Here is a 19,854-nt window from a genome sequence, read left to right as displayed (position 1 = left end):
GACCGCGACCCGCTGTGGCAACACCATCCCGTGGCAAAACCGTTCAACGCCATGGCCTGGTACCAGTGCGACCACCTCGGCACGCCGATGGAACTCACCGACCAACGCGGCGAGATTGCCTGGAGTGCGACGTATCAAGCGTGGGGGTTGGCCAAAGAGAAGCGTACCGACAGCGCAATACGCGAAAACATCCGCAACCCGCTGCGCTTTCAAGGGCAGTACTTCGACACCGAAACCGGGCTGCACTACAACCGCTATCGGTACTATGATCCGCAAGTCGGACGGTTTATCAGCAAGGATCCGATAGGGTTTGCGGGTGGGCTGAATGTCTATGCGTATGCGCCGAATCCGATTGGGTGGGTTGATCCGCTGGGGTTGGCTAGAAACGATACCTTGACTCCCGGGAAAAACGCCCCTGAATCAATACTTGCACGCGGCCCCGAACGCAATTTCAACAGAGAAGAGCGCGCGAACATTAATGTTATTGGCTATAGGGATGGCTGCCACACATGCGGTACACATAAACCGGGAACCAAAAGCGGTGACTTCATCCCAGATCACCAACCAGCAAATGCACTCAATACTGAAAATAAGCCACAACGGCTATATGCACATTGCCGACCTTGCAGCTTAAGACAAGCCGGGCAAGTCACACAGGAAAAACGGAGGATGAATCAACAATGAAAACTTATACATTTTCAAATTGGATAGAAAGTTCTGGTGGACCATTTGTTATCATCGAAAAAAAATTCGCCCCTTTATGGGGCGGAACCAACGGCTACCCATCAGATTTCGATTTAGCCTGCAGAACCTCTAACTATATTGAAGAGATTTCAACGACTAATACAACCGCACTTATCTTGGGTGATGAACCATTACGCACGCTTGTCGCATATTCTGACGATCACAGCCTAATTGTCAGATGGCGATGGGCAGCTAGCGAGGAGGATGTATTAAGTAAAATACAAAACATCTGCTTCCCAAAAAAATACGAAGATCGAATAGACGTTAATTTTTGCACTGACAACCTAGAAATATTTGATTCCGCCTCGACGTATGCAGAGGCCGAATCCATCAACCTAAAGGCCAACGCAGGAAAAAACACAATTAACACATTCAATTACTCTCCTGACCCAGAGACATCACTATTGATACATAAAATATCAAATGCCACCCAGAAACTAAAATTGGTCAATACTCAGCTATAGAGCCGCAACTATAAAGCTACTTAGTCTAAATAAGAAGACCACCTGCGGTTCCATCCTAACGGTCAGCACCTCGCGTGCATCGATGCACCGCTAACCATAAGTTCATCGTTCTTTAACAGCCCAACAACAGCATTGGCCCCGCGACGCCGAAGGCCACAGGGTCAGTTAGCTGACCTACAGCCAGTTGCTGGAACAAACCGTAGCCCTTACCGGCTCAAGCACGCGCCTGCTGGTGCGCAACTACCGTTACGACCCGCTCGGCCGTTTGCTCGGTGCCAGCAGCCAGCACAAAGAAGAAACCTTCGCCTTCGACCCGGCCAGCAACCTGCTCGATCCCAAGGCCCCGCGCCGGCCCATCCACCACCCGCCGCCCAAGCTCCTCGATAACCTGCTGCGTGACTACGTCGGCCAGCACTACACCTACGACGCCCTAGGGCGACGCGTAGCCAAATACTCCAAAGCCCACTGCCCGCCCGGCGCCGGCCCGGCGTGGATCGAGCAGCAACAGCGCACGCTCAACGCCCAATACGACTGCGGCCAAAACATCTACGGCTGGGACGGCGACACCCTCGCCTACGAAACGCGCTACAGCGACAACCCCGGCGAACGACGTCTGATTCACTACTCAAACAGATCAACACTCCCACCCCGCATAACTCATCGTCTTTTAACGCCAGACAGTGGCCGTTTGGTGCCAACGGTGCGTACTATGACGCCCGTTTCAATAACACTATCCAAGCGCCCCACACGGCGGTGTATGCCTTGCGCTGACACCTTCTAACTCTTTTGAGAACAGCATGACTTTTGACTTCGATACGCTGCTGGATCGTGCCGGCAGCGGCAGTAAAAAATGGGGCCGCTATACGGATGAGGTTCTGCCGATGTGGGTCGCGGACATGGATTTTGCCGTCGCTCCGGTCATTCAGCAGGCCTTGCAACAGCGCATTGCGCACCCTGCTTTCGGTTATTGCCTGGCAACCGACGCATTGCGCCACACGCTGGTTGATTACCTTTGGCATAACTATGCCTGGCGGATCGAACCTCAGGATCTGGTGTTTCTGCCGGGTATCGAACCCGGCGTCAGTATGGCGCTGCGCTCATTGATCGAACCGGGTGCGGAGGTGGTTGTGCAGACCCCAAACTATTCGCCGCTGCGTAATGCCGCCAGCCATTGGCGGTTGCCAAGCATTGAGTTGCCGTTCCAGGCCGATGTCCAAGGCCACTGCCATACCGATATCCCGGCACTGCACGAGGCGTTGGCCAGCGCCGGTGCGCTGCTGTTGAGCAACCCGCACAATCCGTTGGGCAAGAGCTTTTCTGCCAGCGAACTGACAGATATTGGTCATGCCTGTGTCGAGCACAATGCGCTGATAATCAGCGACGAAATTCACGCCGATCTGCAATTCGATGGTCTGCGCCATGTGCCTATTGCGTCACTTGATCCGCAGTTCGCGCACCGCACGGTGACTCTGATGTCTGCCAGCAAGGCCTATAACATCGCCGGTCTGAAGACCGCGTTTGCGGTGATCCAGAACCCGCAGCTACGTGAGCGCTTTGATAACGCCCGCGCCGGCATGGTCGACAGTGTGAATGCCTTGGGTCTGGAAGCCACTCGCGCCGCCTACGCGGATGCAAAACCGTGGTTGACCGAACTGCTGGCTTACCTGCAAGGCAACCGTGATTATCTGCTCGACGCCGTGCGCACGCGGCTGCCGGGTATTACCCTGCACGCGCCGCAAAGCACTTACCTGGCCTGGCTGGACTGCTCGGCCCTGGGCCTGGACGACCCGCAACGCTTTTTTCTCAACGAAGCCAAGGTTGCCCTGAGCGCCGGGACTGAGTTTGGCGCAGCCTGTCAGCAATTTGTACGGCTCAATTTCGGTTGCCCGCGCTCAACCCTTGAAGAAGGTCTGGCCCGGATGGAACGCAGCTTGCGGGGCACCACAAAACCGTAGGAGCGAGCTTGCCTCGCGATCTTTTGAGGTTAAAAGACCGCAGCCTTCGTACCTCGACAGCGATTACAGTAGCGGTCGCTTCAATTGCCCTACCCAACGTTCATTTCCCTGGCCAGTTCCAGCCAGGCTTTGGCGGCCGGTGGCAGATGCGCATTGGCTCGCCAGGCCAGTGCAATGTGCCAGTCAGTGTGCGGCTCATCCAGCGGCACCAGGGCAATGCCCGCATGTTGATGCTTGTGCGCCAGCATGCGCGGTAAGAAGGCCACGCCCAAATCCGCCGCCACCAGGTCGACGATAAAGTCGATTTGCCCGCTGCGGGCCGTAACACGCGGTACTACGCCTTTTCGCTCGCAGGCGGCCATGATCTTGGCGTTTAGTGCAAACCCCGCTTCAAACAGAATGAAGGGCGAGTCCGCGAGATCAGTAAAATCAATGCGCTTGCGCCGCGAAAGGGCATGACCCGCCGGCAGCACCACGATCAACGGCTCGTTGCGCACAGCCTGATAATCAAACGCCTCATCCATCGGAATCAACAGCGCCGCCAGGTCAACCTCCCCGGCCTCAAGGCATTCCTGAAGGCGTTTGCTGCCATGCTCAATCAGTTCGATGTCGACCTGCGGATAGCGCTTGCGGTACGTGGCAAACATCGCCGCAAACAGCACGCCACAGCCCACCGGTGGCAAGCCGATGCGCAACCTGCCACGCTTGAGGTCGAGCAGTTCGTTGATTTCAGCGAGCATGTCACTACGCTCAGAGAGCAAAACAAGCGCACGCCGGTAGGCGATCTCACCGGCGGCCGTTAGCTCGACTTTGTGACCGGCGCGGTTAAACAAGGGCGTGCCCAACTCGTCTTCAAGGGACTTGACCGCCTTGCTGACGGTGGACTGCGTCAGTGACACTACCTGCGCCGCCTGGGAGAACCCGCCCTGGCGTACAACCTCGACAAAGGCTCGCAACGTTCTCAGATTCATAGGTATTCCAATTTCGACTTAACATAAGGAATAAAAGTCGTTTTTATCATAATTGGTTTTTGCCTATCTTGAACCCATCTCGGCGACACGGCGCGGTCACTGAGCTCATCTGGTTTTTGAGGAATGATTGACATGATTATTTCATCCGCTTCCGATTATCGTGAAGCCGCTAAACGCAAGTTGCCGCGCTTTCTGTTCGACTACATCGACGGTGGTGCCTACGCCGAGCACACCCTGCGCGCCAACAGCGCCGACCTCTCGTCCATCAGCTTGCGCCAACGCATCCTGCGAAATGTCGAGAGCCTGAGCCTCAAGACCACGCTGTTTGGCCAGGAACACGCAATGCCGGTCATCCTCAGCCCGGTAGGCCTGACCGGCATGTTCGCCCGTCGCGGTGAAGTGCAGGTGGCCAAGGCTGCCGCCAACAAGGGCATCCCTTATTGCCTGTCGACGGTGTCGGTGTGCTCCATTGAAGAGGTGGCGTCGCAGAGCCCGCAGGCGATCTGGTTTCAGTTGTACGTGCTCAAAGACCGCGGCTTTATGCGCAACGCGCTGGAGCGTGCCCAGGCAGCGGGCGTGACGACCCTGGTGTTTACCGTTGACATGCCCACCCCAGGGGCGCGCTACCGCGATGCCCACTCCGGAATGTCCGGGCCATACGCCTCCTCGCGGCGCATCCTGCAAGCCATGACCAAGCCAGGCTGGGCGCTCGATGTGGGCCTGTTGGGTCGCCCCCATGACTTGGGCAATATCACTAAATACCGCGGCAAACCTACCACGCTGGAGGATTACATTGGCTGGCTGGCCAACAATTTCGACGCGTCCATCAGTTGGAAAGACCTGGAATGGATCCGTGAGTTCTGGAAAGGCCCGATGATCATCAAGGGCATCCTGGACCCGCAGGACGCCAAGGATGCGGTGAGTTTCGGCGCCGACGGCATCGTTGTCTCCAACCATGGCGGCCGCCAACTCGATGGCGTGCTGTCCACCGCCAAAGCCTTGCCCGCGATTGCCGACAGCGTAGGCGACGACCTGACCGTCCTCGTCGACTCCGGCATTCGTTCCGGGCTGGACGTAGTGCGCATGCTGGCACTGGGCGCAAAAGGATGCTTGCTGGGGCGCTCAAGCGCTTATGCACTGGCGGCTGACGGGCAGCAAGGCGTTGAAAACCTGCTGGATATCTTCAGCAAGGAAATGCGCGTCGCCATGACACTCACAGGTGTTACGTCGATTGACCAGATCGACCGCTCTACACTGACGCAGGGCGATTATTGAAAACGCGCCCCGGCAAGATGCAGTGATCAGGCAGCCAGCCCGCCATCTATGAGGTAGATGGCGGCAGAAAACGTGACGATCGACAACACTGTACTAATCAAGATGGAGGTCGCGGCCTCGCTCTGATAAACACCGGCCTGGTTGGCGAACATGGCCGGTATCGTCGCCGAGGGCAGCGCACTCAACAAAATCATTTGCTGGGCAAATAAGCCGTGTCTGCCCAGTACCACCATCGCCCCAAACATCAAGGCCGGCTGAACAAACAGCTTGAGCCCCAGATTGGTCCATACCTCACCCGACATCTTCAGCGTGTCGGTAGACATGATCAAACCCAGACAGAACAGCGAAACCCCTGGCGTCGCCTTGCCCAGAAGGTTGAACGACTCGGCGGCCACGGCGGGCAATTTGAACTCCAGCATGGACAGCAGAATACCGAGCGCAGGCGCCCACACCAGAGGTCTGCGCACTGCCGTTGACAGGCTCGACACAAACGCCTGAATACCGCTGTCTTTGCCATCGGCGATAGTCAGCAACGTGATGGTCAGGGGGATCATGATCAAGGTTGCGACAAGGTTTAAGACCAGCACCGAATAGATGCTCTGCGGCCCGTACATGGCACCCAGGATGGGGATCCCCATAAACGCGGCATCCGGAAAACCGTTGACCAGCCCTTTGAGGGTCGCCGCCTTGAGGTCGCGAAGGTGCAGCCAGCCAATGCCCAGCGCCAGCAGGAACATGCCGATGATGCCAATCACCGTCGCGAAAATGTACTTGAAGTCCAAAAGTTGCGCTCGCGGCGTGTTCGCCATGCCCACGAAGAGCAAGGCCGGCATGATCCAGCCGAGTACCAGGCTGCTGATCAACAAGCTGTCCGAGTGGGTTAACTTCCCGCGCTTACCGGCGATGAAGCCGAGGAGGATGACGCATGCAACAGGCAAAAGAGGCCCTACTATCCTGTCTAACACTTCTTGAATCCTCGACTTTATTTTTATCTCTGGAGTGTGATCCCGACACGTTCGGCACGCGCCATCACACCCGGTAACTGCGGCTACCGAACGTGGCACACGCGGGCGATGAATTCGGGGTCAATACAACGGATCAGATGGCCAAGGCCTGGGCGCCCATACACAGGCGGTTTTTCAACCGTGTCGAGCAGCAGTTGTGCTGGGGTGTTGCGCCGTTTGAACCGGCCACGCGGTAACGCGCAGTCGGATTCAAAGTCAGCGGAAAGTAATTGAGCTACCGTTGTTCAGCAAATTAAAAAACATGACTTATTCTTCATTTTCGATCTGAGCAGCGCGCAACATTATTGTGATTTTACGAATAGAGATGGCAGAAAACCCATCTTTATTCACCGCAACCGAACATGCAAACCTTTAGACAGAGCACGATTAAGCTCACCCGCACGACTGTGCAGACGTGCCGGGGGCCAGGTTATTTTCTTAAGGGTTTTAACTCATGAATACGTCCAGCAAAAAAGTCGCCATCGTTACCGGATCCTCACGTGGCATTGGCACAGCCATTGCCGAACGCCTCGCCCACGATGGTTTCGCAGTCGTGGTCAATTATTCGGGAAGCGCTGAACCGGCCCACGCCCTGGCCGATAAAATCACCCAGCAAGGGGGCAGCGCAATCGCGGTCCAGGCCGATATCAGCGACAGTGCAGCGGTCAAGCAACTGTTCGAAACCACCATCACAACCTTTGGCGGTGTCGATGTGCTGGTCAACAATGCCGGGATCATGGCACTAGCCCCCTTGGGCGATACCGACGACGCGACCTTCGACCGACTGCTGGCGATCAACTTCAAAGGCACCTTCAATACCCTGCGCGAAGCCACCAAGCACTTGCGTGATGGCGGGCGGATCATCAACTTTTCGTCCAGCGTGACCGCCCTGCTGCAACCGACCTACTCAATCTATGCCGCCACCAAAGCCGCAGTAGAAGCCATGACCAGCGTCCTGGCCAAAGAGCTGCGCGGTCGCAATATCACCATCAACGCCGTGGCTCCAGGCCCGACGGCAACAGACCTGTTCCTTAACGGCAAACCTCAGGAGGTGATCGATCGCCTGGCCAAACTGGCGCCGCTGGAACGCCTGGGCCAACCTGCGGATATTGCAGCAGTTGTGTCGTTCCTCTCGGGTCCGGACGGTGCCTGGATCAACGGCCAGACCTTGCGCGCCAACGGCGGGATTATTTGAGCCATTGATGACACCTGGTCAGGTCGGCCAAAAGGCCGACCTTTTTTTCACTGCTCACGCCAACCACCTGCAACCAAGACCACGATGAATTTTCAGGTCAATACAGCGCATCCGCGGCGACTCAATTATCTGTACGGCACCCTCCTTGCGCTGTTGGTCGCGTGGGGACTAAGCCTGTGTACAGGCAAGCGCACACCCGATGCCATGCAAGAGATGACGATGAAACCCTCTATTACCTATTTGCATTTACTGCGACATACGCCTTTTTTCACCGCACTGTCGACGGAACAACTGCAGTGGGTGATCGATCACTCAATGGAGTGGGCGGCCGAGCCGGGTGCCGTGATCGCCAAGGCCGATCAGCAGGCAACTTCAGCCGCGGATTACTGGATCCTGCTCGATGGCGCATGGCAAGTCGAGCATGACGGCCAGGTCTACCCCAGCCAACATGCCGACCCTGGCAAATGGTTCAACATCCGCGAAGCAAAAGGCCGCAAGTGTGCTCTGGTCACTACAGAGAACAGTTATGTGATGCGCATCAGCGAAGCCGATATGCAAACAATGCTGGAGCACGGCTTTGAGTTCGGCCAGCACCTGCATGACGGCAAAAAATACTATGACGCATTATTCCCCGGCCAAGCGCATGCCCGATAAACCCAAGAGCCGGGAACAGGCTAGTCAATGCTGCGCAGCCCATTGACCATATCGTCCCGGCATTTCAGGAGGGCGGCTTTTACCGCGTCTTTGGCCTGATCAATACGCCATACCGGGCCAACCACATCGATCGCATAGCGGCCCTGCGGTGTTTGCAGCCCTACAGCTATTGCGCCCACACCCAGCGTATGTTCATCAAAATCCAGCGCGAATCCATCCTCGCGGATCGTCTCCAGTTGCTCCAGTAACTGGGACAGCGACGGGGTTTTCTCGGTGAGCGGTTTGAGTGCCTTGCCCAGCAATTGCCCAATGGCTTGATCAGGCATCGAGGACAACAGGATTTTTCCTCCGGCCGTGGCGTAAATGCTCAGAAAACTACCGGCAACCGGCGCAACCCGCAGAGCATGAGGTGAGACCACAGATTGAAGAATCATCATTTGCGCGCCACTGGCACTGACCAGGCTTGCTGTCTCACCCGTCACACGAGACAGCTCCTCAAGGTAGGGCCTGGCTTTTTGGGTGATATCAACGTGGCTGTGGGAGGCCAAACGCATCAACGCCGGCCCCAGGCACACGCCACCACGACCGTGCACCTCCAGCAGTTCTTCCTGTGCAAGTGCGTCTACCAGCCGCTGGACGGTTGAGCGCGGCAGGCCGCTACGCTTGGCGATGGCCCCCAGGCTCAGGCCCGAAGGCTCATCCTCCAGACAGCGAAGGATCGCTGCCGCGCGTGAGATGACCTGAACACCGCCACGGTCAGTTTCCTGAATAGTCATAAGATTGTCCTTAGTATTGCCTAGTGGTACATTGCACCGTATGTCAGGTTAATTGATTTCAACAGCAGGAACCTTCCCTTTGTCCGCTCCCCTTCCCCCCTCGGCGCCGGCTCCATTTGGCTGGCGAATTGCCCTTGGGCTTATCGGCGTGCTCGTTGCCGCACTCACGTCAGGCATCAATGACCGCGTCACCGATATCACGTTGGTCGACATTCTAGGTATTTACGGCCTTGGTCATGATGAAGGGACCTGGATCAGCTCCGCATACGCTGCTGCCGAAGTGAGTGCCATGTTGCTGTCGCCGTGGCTGGCAGTCACCTTTTCACTTCGCCGTTTTGCCATTGTGGTGACATTTTCCTTTGCTGTCCTGGCCGTCATTATCCCGTTTGCACCCAACGTTGAAAGCCTGGTGCTGCTGCGCGTACTACAAGGCTTGGCCGGCGGCGCATTACCTCCCCTGCTAATGACCGCAGCACTGCGCTTTTTACCTTGGCACGTAAAGCTTTACGGGCTCTCGGCTTACGCGCTCACCGCTACCTTCGGCCCTAACCTGGCCATGCCACTGGCGGCGCTCTGGACCGAAGGCGGTGACTGGCGAATGGTCTTCTGGCAGATCGTACCTACGTGCCTGATGGGGGCAGCGCTTATTGCTTACGGCCTGCCGCAAGATCCGCTGCGGCTGGAGCGGTTCAAGCAACTCGACTGGAGAGGTGCACTGCTGGGTGTCGCGGGCATTTCAATGCTGGTAATTGCCTTGACTCAGGGCGAGCGGCTCGACTGGTTCAATTCACCGCTGATCAGCACGCTGATTGCAGGCGCGATCATTTGCCTGCCACTGTTTTTGCTGAACGAATGGTTCCACCCGCTGCCGCTGTTCAAGCTGCAACTGCTGGAACGGCGCAATTTTGCCTACGGGATTATCACCCTGTGCCTGTTTTTGTTCCTGACCATGGCCAGCGGCTTCATCCCGGCCGCCTACCTGACTGAAGTCAAAGGCTATCGACCGCTGCAAACCATGCCAACGGCCCTGTTGATTGCGCTGCCTCAATTGTTGCTCGCACCGCTGGTCGCGACCGTCATCAATCGAAACTGGGTTGACTCACGTTATGTGATGGCAACCGGTCTGGCGCTAATTGCCATCGCCTGCGCAGGCGGTTCGCTGATCACCAGCGAATGGATTCGTGAGGATTTCTATGTGCTGCAGATACTGCACACCTTCGGCCAACCGATGGTAGTCGTGCCCTTGCTGATGAACGCAACGGGGGTGATTCATCCCATGGAAGGCCCCTTTGCGTCTTCGATGGTCAACACGATGCGCGGCCTGTTCTCGGTGGTGGCCGCTTGCACCGTCGAAAACTTCATTACTCATCGCGAACATGTGCATTCAAATACGCTCCTGGACGGGCTGGCCTCAGCACAACCGTCCTTGCCCGGCCTGCTGCATGCCCCCTCTGCCCACGCATTGGCCGAGCGGGTACGAGAACAAGCCTTCGTCTTGAGCTTCAGCGATGCCTACCTCGCCTTGCTGGTCATTATCGCGGTGATGTTTGTCGTGCTGCTGACCCTGCCTAAACGCGCCTTTCCACCGCAACCTCCGGTATCACCATGAAACAACACAGAACTGCTATTGGCTTAGTCACTACCGCCGTCGTCATTTGCGTCGTCTACATCGGCTACAGACTGGTGGGTGGAAGCTCCGTCCAAAGTACAGACGACGCTTACATCAGGGCTGACTCTGTTTTCGTATCACCGCGCCTGTCTGGACAAATTGCCAGGGTTGCGGTCGAAGATAACCAGCAAGTGAAGGCCGGCCAGCTGCTGGCCGAACTGGATGACCGGGACCTTCTGGTTGCCCAGGCTGCCGCAGCCTCCAGCGTGCAAGCAGCCAAGGCTGAATTGGTGAACCTGGGCGCCAGCATTGAACGCCAATCGGCAATCATTGATCAGGCCACCGCGACGATCCGGGCCACGGCCGCGTCACTCAAGTTCTCCCAGGCCAATGCACAGCGCTACCTGAACCTCTCCAACGCCGGTGCCGGTACTCAGCAAGAACAACAAAAGGCCGAGGCCGAGTTGCTGGGCTGGCAAGCCACCCGCGACCGAGATGAAGCAATCCGCATTGCAGCGGTCAAAACCCTGAGCGTCCTGAAAGCCCGGGTGGATGTTGCCAAAGCTGCATTGGCCAAGGCTAACGCGGCCCTGGATCAGGCGGACCTCAATTTGTCGTACAGCAAAATAACCGCGCCTCAGGATGGCATGATCGGCCAGCGCTCCGTGCGCGTCGGCGCTTATGTAGGCCAAGGGCAACCCCTCATGGCGGTGGTCCCGGTGGACAAAGCCTTCGTGATCGCTAATTTTCGCGAGACACAACTGGCGCACATGCATACCCGCCAAGCCGTGGAACTGCGTGTCGACAGTTTTCCGGAGCACAGTTTCAAAGGCTGGATAGAAAGCCTGGCACCGGCAACCGGACTGTCCTTTTCCGCTATCGCTCCGGACAACGCTACGGGCAACTTCACCAAAGTCGTGCAGAGAATCCCGGTGAAAATCATGTTTGATGAGCACCAACCGGATCTGGATCGACTGCGCGTTGGTATGTCGGTGGTTGCCAGCGTCGACGTCACCCAGGAGCGCTGAAATGAAACGCACGCTTCTGTTTATTTCGATAGCAAGCCTTGGCGCTTGCACCGTAGGGCCGGACTTCCAAAAGCCTGAAGCTCAACTACCGGCAACTTGGCAAACCGCTGTTACTTCCGGTGCAAGCCTGGACACCAAGGTAGATAACCTGTGGTGGCAGCGCCTGGGCGACCCGCTGCTGACACAGTTAATCGATCGTTCTGCGAGCGCCAATTTTGATGTGCGCACGGCCAGTATCCGCCTGGAGCAAAGCCGCTTGCTGCGTCAGGTCACCGGCAGTGAAAGGCTGCCCGAGGTCAGTGCCAACGCTGCTTATAAACGAGCGCGAAACAGTGCCGAAGGGGTGCTGGACGAGTCCAACCTCAATGGCAAGGCACCTTTTGAACTGTGGACCAGTGCCCTCGACGCCAGTTGGGAAATTGATCTCTGGGGGCATGTGCGCCGCAGTATCGAGGCCGCTGACGCCGACGTCGAACTCAGCCAGGCACAACGCGACGGTGTACGTTTGAGCATCGCGGCTGAAACCGCCACTGATTACATTCGTTTGCGGGGAGTGCAAGCCAAGCTGGCGGTCGCGCGATTGAACCTGGACATTGCCCGGCAAAGCCAACAACTGACCCGCGCACGCTATGACAATGGTGTGACTACAAACCTGGACACCGCCAACTCGGCCGCACAGGTGGCAACGATTGAAGCCGTATTGCCGTCGCTTGAAGCGGCGCAAAGCCGCTTGATCAACGCTCTCAGCTTTTTACTCGCCACCCCGCCACGCACGCTGCATGCAGAACTGATTGAGCCCAAAGCCATCCCCCATCCAGCTCCCGATGTGCCGCTGGGCCTGCCTTCGGAGCTGGCCCGTCGGCGTCCCGACATCTTGCAAAGCGAAGCCGCATTACACCGGGCTACAGCAGCCATTGGCGTTGCACAAGCGGATTTCTACCCGCGTGTCAGCCTGGGCGCTAGCATGGGCTATCAAGCCCTCAATGGCTCAAATCTGGGGGCATGGGGCTCGCGGGAGTGGTCGTATGGGCCCAGTGTGTACATGCCGATTTTTCAGGGCGGTCGCCTTACCGGCACACTGCAATTGCGTAAACGTCAGGAGCAGGAAGCCGCATTGAACTACCAGCGCGTGGTATTGAGCGCCTGGCATGAAGTCGACAATGCCATGACCGATTACGCGGCCGAGCAAAAACACCACGCCGCGCTGGAAAAAGCCGTCAACGAAAATACCCTTGCCTTGCGTACCGCCAAAGAACGTTATGCCCAAGGCGCCGCAGACTTCCTGAACGTTTTGACCGTACAGCAGGCCTTGCTGGCAACTCAAAACGATCTGGTCGACAGCGCGACCGATGCCGCCATTGACCGTGTACACCTGTACCGGGCGTTGGGCGGCGGCTGGCCCAAGGAGTAAACATGCAACCGTCATCGCGACACGCTTGCCTCCTTGGCTGGTAGCAGGAGGCAAGCCTGAGGCGGCGCTCTAACGCCTGCGCGCAGGCAAGTCGGTGCAACTGCCGAGGGCAACCTCGGCAGCCATGCCGACCGTCTCACCCAAGGTGGGGTGCGGGTGAATGGTCTTGCCGATGTCCAGAGCGTCGGCCCCCATTTCGATGGCCAGGCAGACTTCACTGATCAAATCACCCGCCCCGGTACCGACAATGCCGCCGCCGATCACACGCCGCGTGTCGTCATCGAACACCAGTTTGGTCAGGCCTTCATCGCGGCCGTTGGCAATCGCGCGGCCTGATGCGGCCCACGGGAACACCGCCACCTCTACCTTGATGCCTTGGGCTTTGGCTTCTTGCTGAGTCAGCCCGGCCCACGCCACCTCCGGGTTGGTGTAAGCAACCCCGGGGATCTGCAACGCATCAAAATGGCTGCACACCAGCTCAGGGTTATTCAGGGCCTCACCCGCCGCCACTTCGGCGGCGACATGGCCTTCATGCACAGCTTTGTGCGCCAGCATGGGCTGACCAACAATGTCACCGATCGCGAAAATGTGCGGCACAGTGCTGCGCATCTGCTTGTCGACGCGGATAAACCCGCGCTCATCCACATGGACACCGGCCTTGTCAGCGCCGATCCGGTCGCCATTGGGTTTGCGCCCGACCGCAACCAACACCAGGTCATAACACTGCGGCTCGGCAGGTGCTTGCTCACCGTCAAAGGTCACCCAGATGCCCTGCTCGCTGGCCTCGGCGCTCACCGTGCGGGTATTGACCATCACCCGATCAAAACGCGGGTGGTTGTACTGCTCCCAGACCTTGACCAGGTCACGATCAGGCCCCTGCATCAGGCCATCCAGCCTTTCGACCACGTCGATGCGTGCACCAAGGGCCGAATAAACGGTAGCCATTTCCAGGCCGATAATCCCGCCGCCCACCACCAGCATGCGCTTGGGCACCGTCTTGAGTTCAAGGGCGCCGGTGGAGTCCACGATGCGTGGATCATCCGGCATGAACGGCAACGTCACCGGTTGGCTACCGGCAGCAATCACGCACTGCTTGAACCGGATCAGCTGTTTTTCACCCGTCAGCTCAAGACCTGCGCCCGAACACAGCGAGACCTCAAGGTGATGCGGGTCCAGAAAACGCCCGACCCCGCGTACAACCTCAACCTTTCGCCCTTTGGCCATCCCCGCCAGCCCGCTGGTCAGTGTGTTGACCACCGCCTCTTTATGACGGCGCAACGCACCCAGATCAACCTGGCCAACACCAAACTCAATGCCCATGGCGGCCAAGTGCGGCACTTCCTCCATCACCGCAGCGATATGCAGCAACGCTTTGGAGGGGATGCAGCCGACATTCAGGCACACGCCGCCCAAGGTGGCATAGCGCTCAACCAGCAGGGTTTTCTGGCCCAGATCGGCCGAGCGAAAGGCCGCCGAATAGCCGCCGGGGCCGCCACCCAGCACCAGCACATCGCACTCAACACTTACTTCGTTCACCTGACTCATGTGCGCCCTCCTCACAGGGTAATTCGACGAAAGTCAGCCAACAGCGCTGCCAGATGCTGAAGGAAACGCGCCGCAGCCGCGCCATCGACCACGCGGTGATCCCACGAAAGCGCCAACGGCAGAACCAGTCGCGGAGCAAACGCCTGGCCATCCCACAGGGGCCTGATCTGTGCCCGGGTTACCCCCAGAATGGCTACTTCCGGGGCGTTGATAATCGGGTTAAAGCCGGTGCCGCCAATCCCGCCCAGGCTGGAAACGGTGAAGGTCCCTCCGCTCATGTCAGCAGGCCCCAATTTGCCGTCCCGGGCCTTCTTCGCGAGTTCTGCGCACTCTGTGGCGATCTGGCCGATGCCTTTGTGCTCGACATCGCGAATCACCGGCACCACCAGCCCATTGGGCGTGTCCGCGGCAAAACCGATGTGGCAGTACTGCTTCACAATCAGGATCGGCTCACCGTCTTCATGGCCCAGTGAACTGTTGAACGCGGGGAAAGTCTTCAGCGTCGCAGCAGCCGCCTTGATCAGAAATGCCAGCAAGGTGTACTTGATCGCCTCCTTGCTGCCCTCCTGATTGAGTTGAACCCTGAATGCCTCCAGGTCGGTGATGTCTACCTCCTCGTTATTGGTGACATGGGGAATCATCACCCAGTTGCGCGACAGGTTGGCCCCCGAGATTTTCTTGATGCGTGACAGCGCCACTTTTTCAACCGGACCGAACCGGGCAAAATCCACCTCCGGCCACGGCAGCAGGTTGAGCCCGGCGCTTTGCCCAGGGCTATCCAGACGCGCCATGGCGTCCTTGACGAAGCGCTCGACATCCTCGCGCAGCATGCGCCCCCCCTTGCCGGTGGGCACCACGCGCGACACATCCACCCCCAATTTGCGCGCATAACTGCGCACGGAGGGGCTGGCGTGGGGTTTGGCCGCCGATGGGTTCACCGCCGGGACTGCCGCAGGAGCCGACGGCGCAGTGACAGCCACAGGCGCAACACTGACCTGCGCAGGGCTGCTGACTGCCGGTTGAGGCGCAGGCTCGGCACTCACCGCCACCTGCAACGTCAGCATAGGGCTACCCCTGGAAACCCGATCACCCTCTTTGACCGTCACCGCCACCACAACCCCGGCCTCGGGGCTGGGTACATCCATCGAGGCCTTGTCCGACTCCAGGGTCAGTAAGGGCTCATCGATTGCCACTGTGTCGCCCGGTTTGACCAACACTTCAATCACCGGGAGGTCTTTGAAGTCCCCAATGTCCGGGACGTGAATCTCTCTGATTTCACTCATGACTTACCGCCGCATAAAAAAGGGAAGACAACCGTTAGCGCGTCCAGGGCGCGGGACGATCACCGCTCAGCCCATAACGCTCAACGGCCTCAGCCAACACCTGTCGCGGTAAACGGCCGTCACGCACCAGGCCGTCCAATGCCGCCAAAACGATCTGCTGACGGTCCACTTCAAAGAAGTCACGCAAGGCGGCGCGGGTATCACTGCGGCCAAAACCGTCGGTGCCCAGCGCAATAAAGCGCGCATCGACATAACTGGCGATCAGTTGCGGCCAGGCGCGAACATAGTCAGAGGCGGCAATCACCGGCGCATCGCCCGCCAGCGACGCGCACAGATGGCTGACCTGCTCAGTCGCGGCCGGGTTGAGCCGGTTGTGCCGTTCGACCTCACGGGCTTCACGCGCCAGCTCGCTGAAACTGGTGACACTCCACACCTCACTCGCAACCTGCCAGTCGGTTGCGAGCATTTCAGACGCGGCGATCACTTCGCGCAAAATAGTCCCGCTGCCCAGCAGCCGGACCGAACCACGGGGCGCATCAGACTCTGTCTGTGCATAGCGATACATGCCGCGAATAACCTGGGCTTCAACGCCACTCGGCAATGACGGCTGGGCGTAGTTTTCGTTCATCACGGTGATGTAATAGAACTCATCGACATCGCGCTCCATCATCTGGCGCATGCCATGGTCGACAATCACCGCCAGTTCACCTGCGAACGCCGGGTCGTAGGCGCGGCAGTTGGGTACGGTGGCCGCCACCACGTGGCTACTGCCGTCCTGATGCTGCAGCCCTTCGCCGCCCAAGGTAGTTCGCCCGGCGGTGGCGCCGAGTAAAAAGCCCCGTGCACGTTGATCCGCCGCAGCCCAAATCAAGTCCGCAACCCGCTGAAAACCAAACATGGAGTAATAGATGTAGAACGCCAGCATCGGCTTGCCATGGGCACTGTACGAGGTCGCAGCCGCCACCCACGAAGAAATCGCCCCGGCTTCGGTGATGCCCTCCTCCAGCAGTTGGCCATCGCGGGCTTCGCGGTAATAGAGCATGGAACCCGCGTCTTCTGGCTCGTACAACTGGCCCAGCGGCGAGTAAATGCCGATCTGGCGAAACAGATTGGCCATGCCAAAGGTGCGCGCTTCATCCGCCACAATCGGCACGATTCGCGGCCCCAGTTCTTTGTTCTTGAGCAAACCGCCCAGCATGCGGACCACGGCCATGGTGGTGGACATTTCTTTGCCATCGGCTTCAAAGGCGAAACGCGCGTAGTCCGCCATGGCCGGTATGGCGATGTACTCACTGCCCTTGTTACGCGCAGGCAGATACCCGCCCAATGCACTGCGGCGTTCGCGCAAATAGCGCATTTCCTGGCTGTCTTCAGCCGGGCGATAAAAGCGCAACTGCGCCACATCATCATCCGAGAGTGGCAAGGCGAAGCGATCCCGGAATGCCTTGAGCGCATCGATATCCAGCTTCTTGGCCTGGTGCGAAGTCATGCGTGACTCCCCCGCGCCGCCCATGCCATAGCCTTTTTTGGTCTTGGCGAGGATGACCGTCGGCTGGCCTTTGTGCGCCTTGGCGGCGGCGAACGCGGCGTACAGCTTGCGCAAGTCATGCCCGCCACGCTTGAGGGCATCAATCTCGGCATCCGACATGTGCGAGACCAGTGCCTGGATCTCCGGATCCTGCTGGAAGAAGTGCAGCAAATTGTAAGCGCCATCCTTGGAACCCAACGTCTGGTACTGGCCATCGACCGTCTGGGCGAAGCGTTGCAACAAGGCGTTGTGGGTGTCCCGGGCAAACAGCGGGTCCCAGTCCGAGCCCCAGATCACCTTGATCACATTCCAGCCAGCACCGGTAAACAGCGCCTCAAGTTCTTGAATGACCTGGCCGTTACCGCGCACCGGGCCATCCAGACGCTGCAAGTTGCAGTTGACGATAAAGGTCAGGTTGTCGAGTTTCTCCCGCGCCGCAAGCGTGAGCCCGGCAATCGACTCGGGCTCATCCATTTCACCGTCACCAAAAACGCCCCAGACATGGCGCTCGGCGGTGTCGGCCAGGTGGCGGTGTTCGAGGTAACGCATGTACCGCGCCTGATAGATCGCACTGATCGGGCCGATGCCCATCGAGCCGGTCGGGAATTGCCAGAAGTCCGGCATCAACCAAGGGTGCGGATATGAACTCAGGCCGTTGCCGCCGACTTCCTGGCGATAGTTGGCCAGTTGTTCTTCAGACAAGCGCCCCTCAAGGAACGCACGGGCATAGACCCCAGGCGCCGAGTGCGGCTGGAAAAACACCAGATCGCCGCCATGCTGTTCATCACGGGCCCGAAAAAAATGGTTGAACCCCACCTCGAAGATTTCAGCGGCAGAGGCATAACTGGCGATATGCCCGCCCAGTTCGCCGTAGGCCTGATTGGCGCGCACCACCATGGCCAATGCATTCCAGCGAATGATTGCGGTAATCCGTTCCTCGACGGCCAGGTCGCCCGGGTAAGGCCCCTGGCGTTCAATCGAAAGGGTATTTCGATAGGCCGAGTACGGATGCACCTGCGCGGTGATGCCAAGTGCTCTTGCGTGTTGCTCCAATTGTTTAAGTAAAAACTGACCGCGCTCGCAGCCAGCCTCCCGTACCACGGCCTCCAGCGACTCCAGCCACTCCCGGGTTTCATCGCGATCACTGTCAACCGGCACACGTTCGTTTGGCACACCCATGGTGGCCTCCTTGATTATTATTTGAGGGCGCAGCTGTAGTCGCTGTCGAGGCACGAAGGCTGCGATGCGGGCCGCAGGACCGCCGTTTCATCTCTCGCAGCCTCGTACCTTTGCAGCGACTACAGGCTTTGGGTGAAGGTGTCGCGGTAGGCGTAAAGGCCCGGAGTGCCGCCGGTCATGACGAACAGCACGTTATCGCCAGCGCGGTAGCGGCCTTGGCGAAGGTCAGCCAGCAGGCCTGCGAAGGCCTTGCCCGAGTAAACCGGGTCAACCAGCAGCCCTTCGCAACGGGCCATGAGTTGCACGGCGTCGATCATCGCCGGTGTCGGCAGCCCGTAGCCTTCCCCCAGTTGGCTGCCATCGATATGGATGGCCTGCGGCTCAAGGGTGGCTGCATGACCGAGCAGCGCCAGCGCCTCTTGAGTCAGCTGCCGCGTCCTGCTTGCAGAGGTTTGCTGATCGGCCAGCACCGACCAGGACTTCACGGTCGAAGCCCCACGCCCCAGCAGCTCAAAGCCTGCCGCTAGCCCGGCATGGGTGCCCGCACTGCCATTGGGGATCACCACCTCGCAGAAGTGAACGCCCAACTCGATCTCTTGCTGCGCGATTTCTGCCGCGCAACGGGCGTAGCCCAGGCTACCCAACGGCGTCGAGCCGCCAGTAGGAATAACCATGACGTTGCGCCCCGCTGCTCTCAATTCATTGGCCCGGTGCTCGGCGGCGGCCAGAGAGTCGGCCCCCTTGGCCAGCACCTGTATCCGGGCACCAAAAAGCTGATCCAGCAGGACGTTGCCGTTGAGTTCGTAATCGGAGTCGGCCTTGGCCACCGAGCGGGTCAGAATCAACTCGCAGGCCATGCCCAGTCGGGCACAGACCGCCGCCGTCAAACGCGCATGGTTGGACTGAATCCCGCCAACCGTAATCAGCGTATCAACACCGTTTTTCAGCGCGGCACCGAGGTGAAACTCAAGCTTGCGCAGCTTGTTGCCGCCACCGCCGATGTGCATGTGATCATCACGTTTGAGGTAAAGGCCGACGCCTTGCTCGCGCAAGCCCAGCTCCTGTTCAAGCCGCTCGGCACGTTGAATGCGGGTGGCGCCCTGCAACACATCTGCCCGGCGAAAGGCCGCCAAAGCCTTGTCCAGTCTGGTTTGCATGTTCTGTGACCTCATCGCTGATGTTTATTCTTAATTAATATAGGAACAAACCAGCGGGTAATAAACGCACTGAAAG

The 19,854-nt window shown here is 58.6% G+C and carries 17 protein-coding genes; 10 read left to right on the top strand and 7 right to left on the bottom strand.

The window, feature by feature from the left end; translation table 11 throughout:
* From TU84_RS25310 to TU84_RS21825, 4 genes are all read left to right on the top strand, one after another.
* Positions 1-684 (top strand): RHS repeat domain-containing protein (locus tag TU84_RS25310; RefSeq protein WP_174479343.1); only part of this gene is annotated, 684 nt, incomplete at its 5' end.
* Complete coding sequence (locus TU84_RS25780; RefSeq protein ID WP_082148784.1) at positions 681-1,208, top strand: Imm21 family immunity protein; 528 nt, start codon at positions 681-683, stop codon at positions 1,206-1,208. The genes TU84_RS25310 and TU84_RS25780, both read left to right, overlap by 4 nt.
* Before the next feature lie 184 nt (positions 1,209-1,392).
* On the top strand, positions 1,393-1,989 hold the full coding sequence (locus tag TU84_RS21830) for a hypothetical protein (RefSeq protein ID WP_048372820.1): 597 nt from the start codon (positions 1,393-1,395) through the stop codon (positions 1,987-1,989).
* Positions 1,990-2,005: 16 nt separating this feature from the next.
* Positions 2,006-3,163: a MalY/PatB family protein gene (locus TU84_RS21825; RefSeq protein WP_048372816.1), complete on the top strand. Its 1,158-nt coding sequence runs from the start codon at positions 2,006-2,008 to the stop codon at positions 3,161-3,163.
* A gap of 89 nt (positions 3,164-3,252) precedes the next feature.
* Here TU84_RS21825 and TU84_RS21820 read toward each other — a convergent pair whose 3' ends face one another.
* A complete protein-coding gene (locus tag TU84_RS21820; protein WP_048372814.1) occupies positions 3,253-4,134 on the bottom strand; it encodes a LysR family transcriptional regulator in 882 nt (293 codons plus the stop codon).
* 132 nt (positions 4,135-4,266) lie between these two features.
* Here TU84_RS21820 and lldD point away from each other — a divergent pair, with 132 nt between their 5' ends.
* The gene (gene lldD / locus TU84_RS21815) at positions 4,267-5,409 is read left to right on the top strand and encodes an FMN-dependent L-lactate dehydrogenase LldD (RefSeq protein WP_048372812.1); all 1,143 of its coding nucleotides are present in this window, start codon (positions 4,267-4,269) and stop codon (positions 5,407-5,409) included.
* A gap of 26 nt (positions 5,410-5,435) precedes the next feature.
* On the opposite strand, the gene TU84_RS21810 is transcribed toward lldD, so the two are convergent.
* Positions 5,436-6,374, bottom strand: coding sequence for an AEC family transporter (locus TU84_RS21810; protein WP_048372806.1), 939 nt, complete (start codon positions 6,372-6,374; stop codon positions 5,436-5,438).
* Positions 6,375-6,867: 493 nt separating this feature from the next.
* Here TU84_RS21810 and TU84_RS21805 point away from each other — a divergent pair, with 493 nt between their 5' ends.
* Complete coding sequence (locus TU84_RS21805; protein ID WP_048372804.1) at positions 6,868-7,608, top strand: SDR family oxidoreductase; 741 nt, start codon at positions 6,868-6,870, stop codon at positions 7,606-7,608.
* An 84-nt stretch (positions 7,609-7,692) separates the two neighbouring features.
* The gene (locus TU84_RS21800; protein WP_048372802.1) at positions 7,693-8,262 is read left to right on the top strand and encodes a cyclic nucleotide-binding domain-containing protein; all 570 of its coding nucleotides are present in this window, start codon (positions 7,693-7,695) and stop codon (positions 8,260-8,262) included.
* Between the two features lie 20 nt (positions 8,263-8,282).
* Here TU84_RS21800 and TU84_RS21795 read toward each other — a convergent pair whose 3' ends face one another.
* Positions 8,283-9,038 (bottom strand): IclR family transcriptional regulator, encoded by a 756-nt coding sequence (locus TU84_RS21795; RefSeq protein ID WP_048372801.1) that lies wholly within the window; start codon positions 9,036-9,038, stop codon positions 8,283-8,285.
* Positions 9,039-9,090: 52 nt separating this feature from the next.
* Here TU84_RS21795 and TU84_RS21790 point away from each other — a divergent pair, with 52 nt between their 5' ends.
* The 3 genes from TU84_RS21790 to TU84_RS21780 are packed head-to-tail and all read left to right on the top strand — an operon-like array spanning position 9,091 to position 13,086.
* A complete protein-coding gene (locus TU84_RS21790; RefSeq protein ID WP_409348750.1) occupies positions 9,091-10,647 on the top strand; it encodes an MFS transporter in 1,557 nt (518 codons plus the stop codon).
* The gene (locus TU84_RS21785) at positions 10,644-11,675 is read left to right on the top strand and encodes an HlyD family secretion protein (RefSeq protein WP_048372799.1); all 1,032 of its coding nucleotides are present in this window, start codon (positions 10,644-10,646) and stop codon (positions 11,673-11,675) included. Before TU84_RS21790 ends, TU84_RS21785 begins: the two co-directional genes overlap by 4 nt.
* 1 nt (position 11,676) lies before the next feature.
* Positions 11,677-13,086 carry an efflux transporter outer membrane subunit gene (locus tag TU84_RS21780; protein ID WP_048372797.1) on the top strand — a complete coding sequence of 470 codons (1,410 nt, stop codon included), beginning with the start codon at positions 11,677-11,679 and terminating at the stop codon, positions 13,084-13,086.
* A gap of 69 nt (positions 13,087-13,155) precedes the next feature.
* Here the strand turns inward: TU84_RS21780 and lpdA are convergent, their stop codons facing one another.
* The 4 genes from lpdA to TU84_RS21760 form a co-directional block, all read right to left on the bottom strand.
* A complete protein-coding gene (gene lpdA, locus TU84_RS21775) occupies positions 13,156-14,631 on the bottom strand; it encodes a dihydrolipoyl dehydrogenase (RefSeq protein WP_206541201.1) in 1,476 nt (491 codons plus the stop codon).
* An 11-nt stretch (positions 14,632-14,642) separates the two neighbouring features.
* On the bottom strand, positions 14,643-15,914 hold the full coding sequence (gene aceF / locus TU84_RS21770) for a dihydrolipoyllysine-residue acetyltransferase (RefSeq protein ID WP_053225290.1): 1,272 nt from the start codon (positions 15,912-15,914) through the stop codon (positions 14,643-14,645).
* Positions 15,915-15,948: 34 nt separating this feature from the next.
* Positions 15,949-18,621, bottom strand: coding sequence for an alpha-ketoglutarate dehydrogenase (gene mdeB / locus TU84_RS21765; RefSeq protein WP_048372795.1), 2,673 nt, complete (start codon positions 18,619-18,621; stop codon positions 15,949-15,951).
* Positions 18,622-18,740: 119 nt separating this feature from the next.
* Entirely contained in the window at positions 18,741-19,778 is a 1,038-nt protein-coding gene (locus TU84_RS21760; protein WP_048372789.1) for a D-cysteine desulfhydrase family protein, read from the bottom strand.
* Between the last annotated feature and the right edge of the window lie 76 nt (positions 19,779-19,854).

It is taken from the genome of Pseudomonas helleri, from assembly GCF_001043025.1.
GTDB lineage: Bacteria > Pseudomonadota > Gammaproteobacteria > Pseudomonadales > Pseudomonadaceae > Aquipseudomonas > Aquipseudomonas helleri.
Note: the sequence above shows the minus strand (reverse complement) of the source record. Positions and strands in the feature narration are given on the sequence as shown.

Bases quoted from the DNA above. Each gene is read 5' to 3' on its own strand.
- TU84_RS25780 (WP_082148784.1), top strand. From the start codon at position 681: ATGAAAACTTATACATTTTCAAATTGGATAGAAAGTTCTGGTGGACCA.
- TU84_RS21825 (WP_048372816.1), top strand. From the start codon at position 2,006: ATGACTTTTGACTTCGATACGCTGCTGGATCGTGCCGGCAGCGGCAGT.
- TU84_RS21820 (WP_048372814.1), bottom strand. From the start codon at position 4,134: ATGAATCTGAGAACGTTGCGAGCCTTTGTCGAGGTTGTACGCCAGGGC.
- lldD (WP_048372812.1), top strand. From the start codon at position 4,267: ATGATTATTTCATCCGCTTCCGATTATCGTGAAGCCGCTAAACGCAAG.
- TU84_RS21805 (WP_048372804.1), top strand. From the start codon at position 6,868: ATGAATACGTCCAGCAAAAAAGTCGCCATCGTTACCGGATCCTCACGT.
- TU84_RS21800 (WP_048372802.1), top strand. From the start codon at position 7,693: ATGAATTTTCAGGTCAATACAGCGCATCCGCGGCGACTCAATTATCTG.
- TU84_RS21795 (WP_048372801.1), bottom strand. From the start codon at position 9,038: ATGACTATTCAGGAAACTGACCGTGGCGGTGTTCAGGTCATCTCACGC.
- TU84_RS21785 (WP_048372799.1), top strand. From the start codon at position 10,644: ATGAAACAACACAGAACTGCTATTGGCTTAGTCACTACCGCCGTCGTC.
- TU84_RS21780 (WP_048372797.1), top strand. From the start codon at position 11,677: ATGAAACGCACGCTTCTGTTTATTTCGATAGCAAGCCTTGGCGCTTGC.
- lpdA (WP_206541201.1), bottom strand. From the start codon at position 14,631: ATGAGTCAGGTGAACGAAGTAAGTGTTGAGTGCGATGTGCTGGTGCTG.
- aceF (WP_053225290.1), bottom strand. From the start codon at position 15,914: ATGAGTGAAATCAGAGAGATTCACGTCCCGGACATTGGGGACTTCAAA.
- mdeB (WP_048372795.1), bottom strand. From the start codon at position 18,621: ATGGGTGTGCCAAACGAACGTGTGCCGGTTGACAGTGATCGCGATGAA.
- TU84_RS21760 (WP_048372789.1), bottom strand. From the start codon at position 19,778: ATGCAAACCAGACTGGACAAGGCTTTGGCGGCCTTTCGCCGGGCAGAT.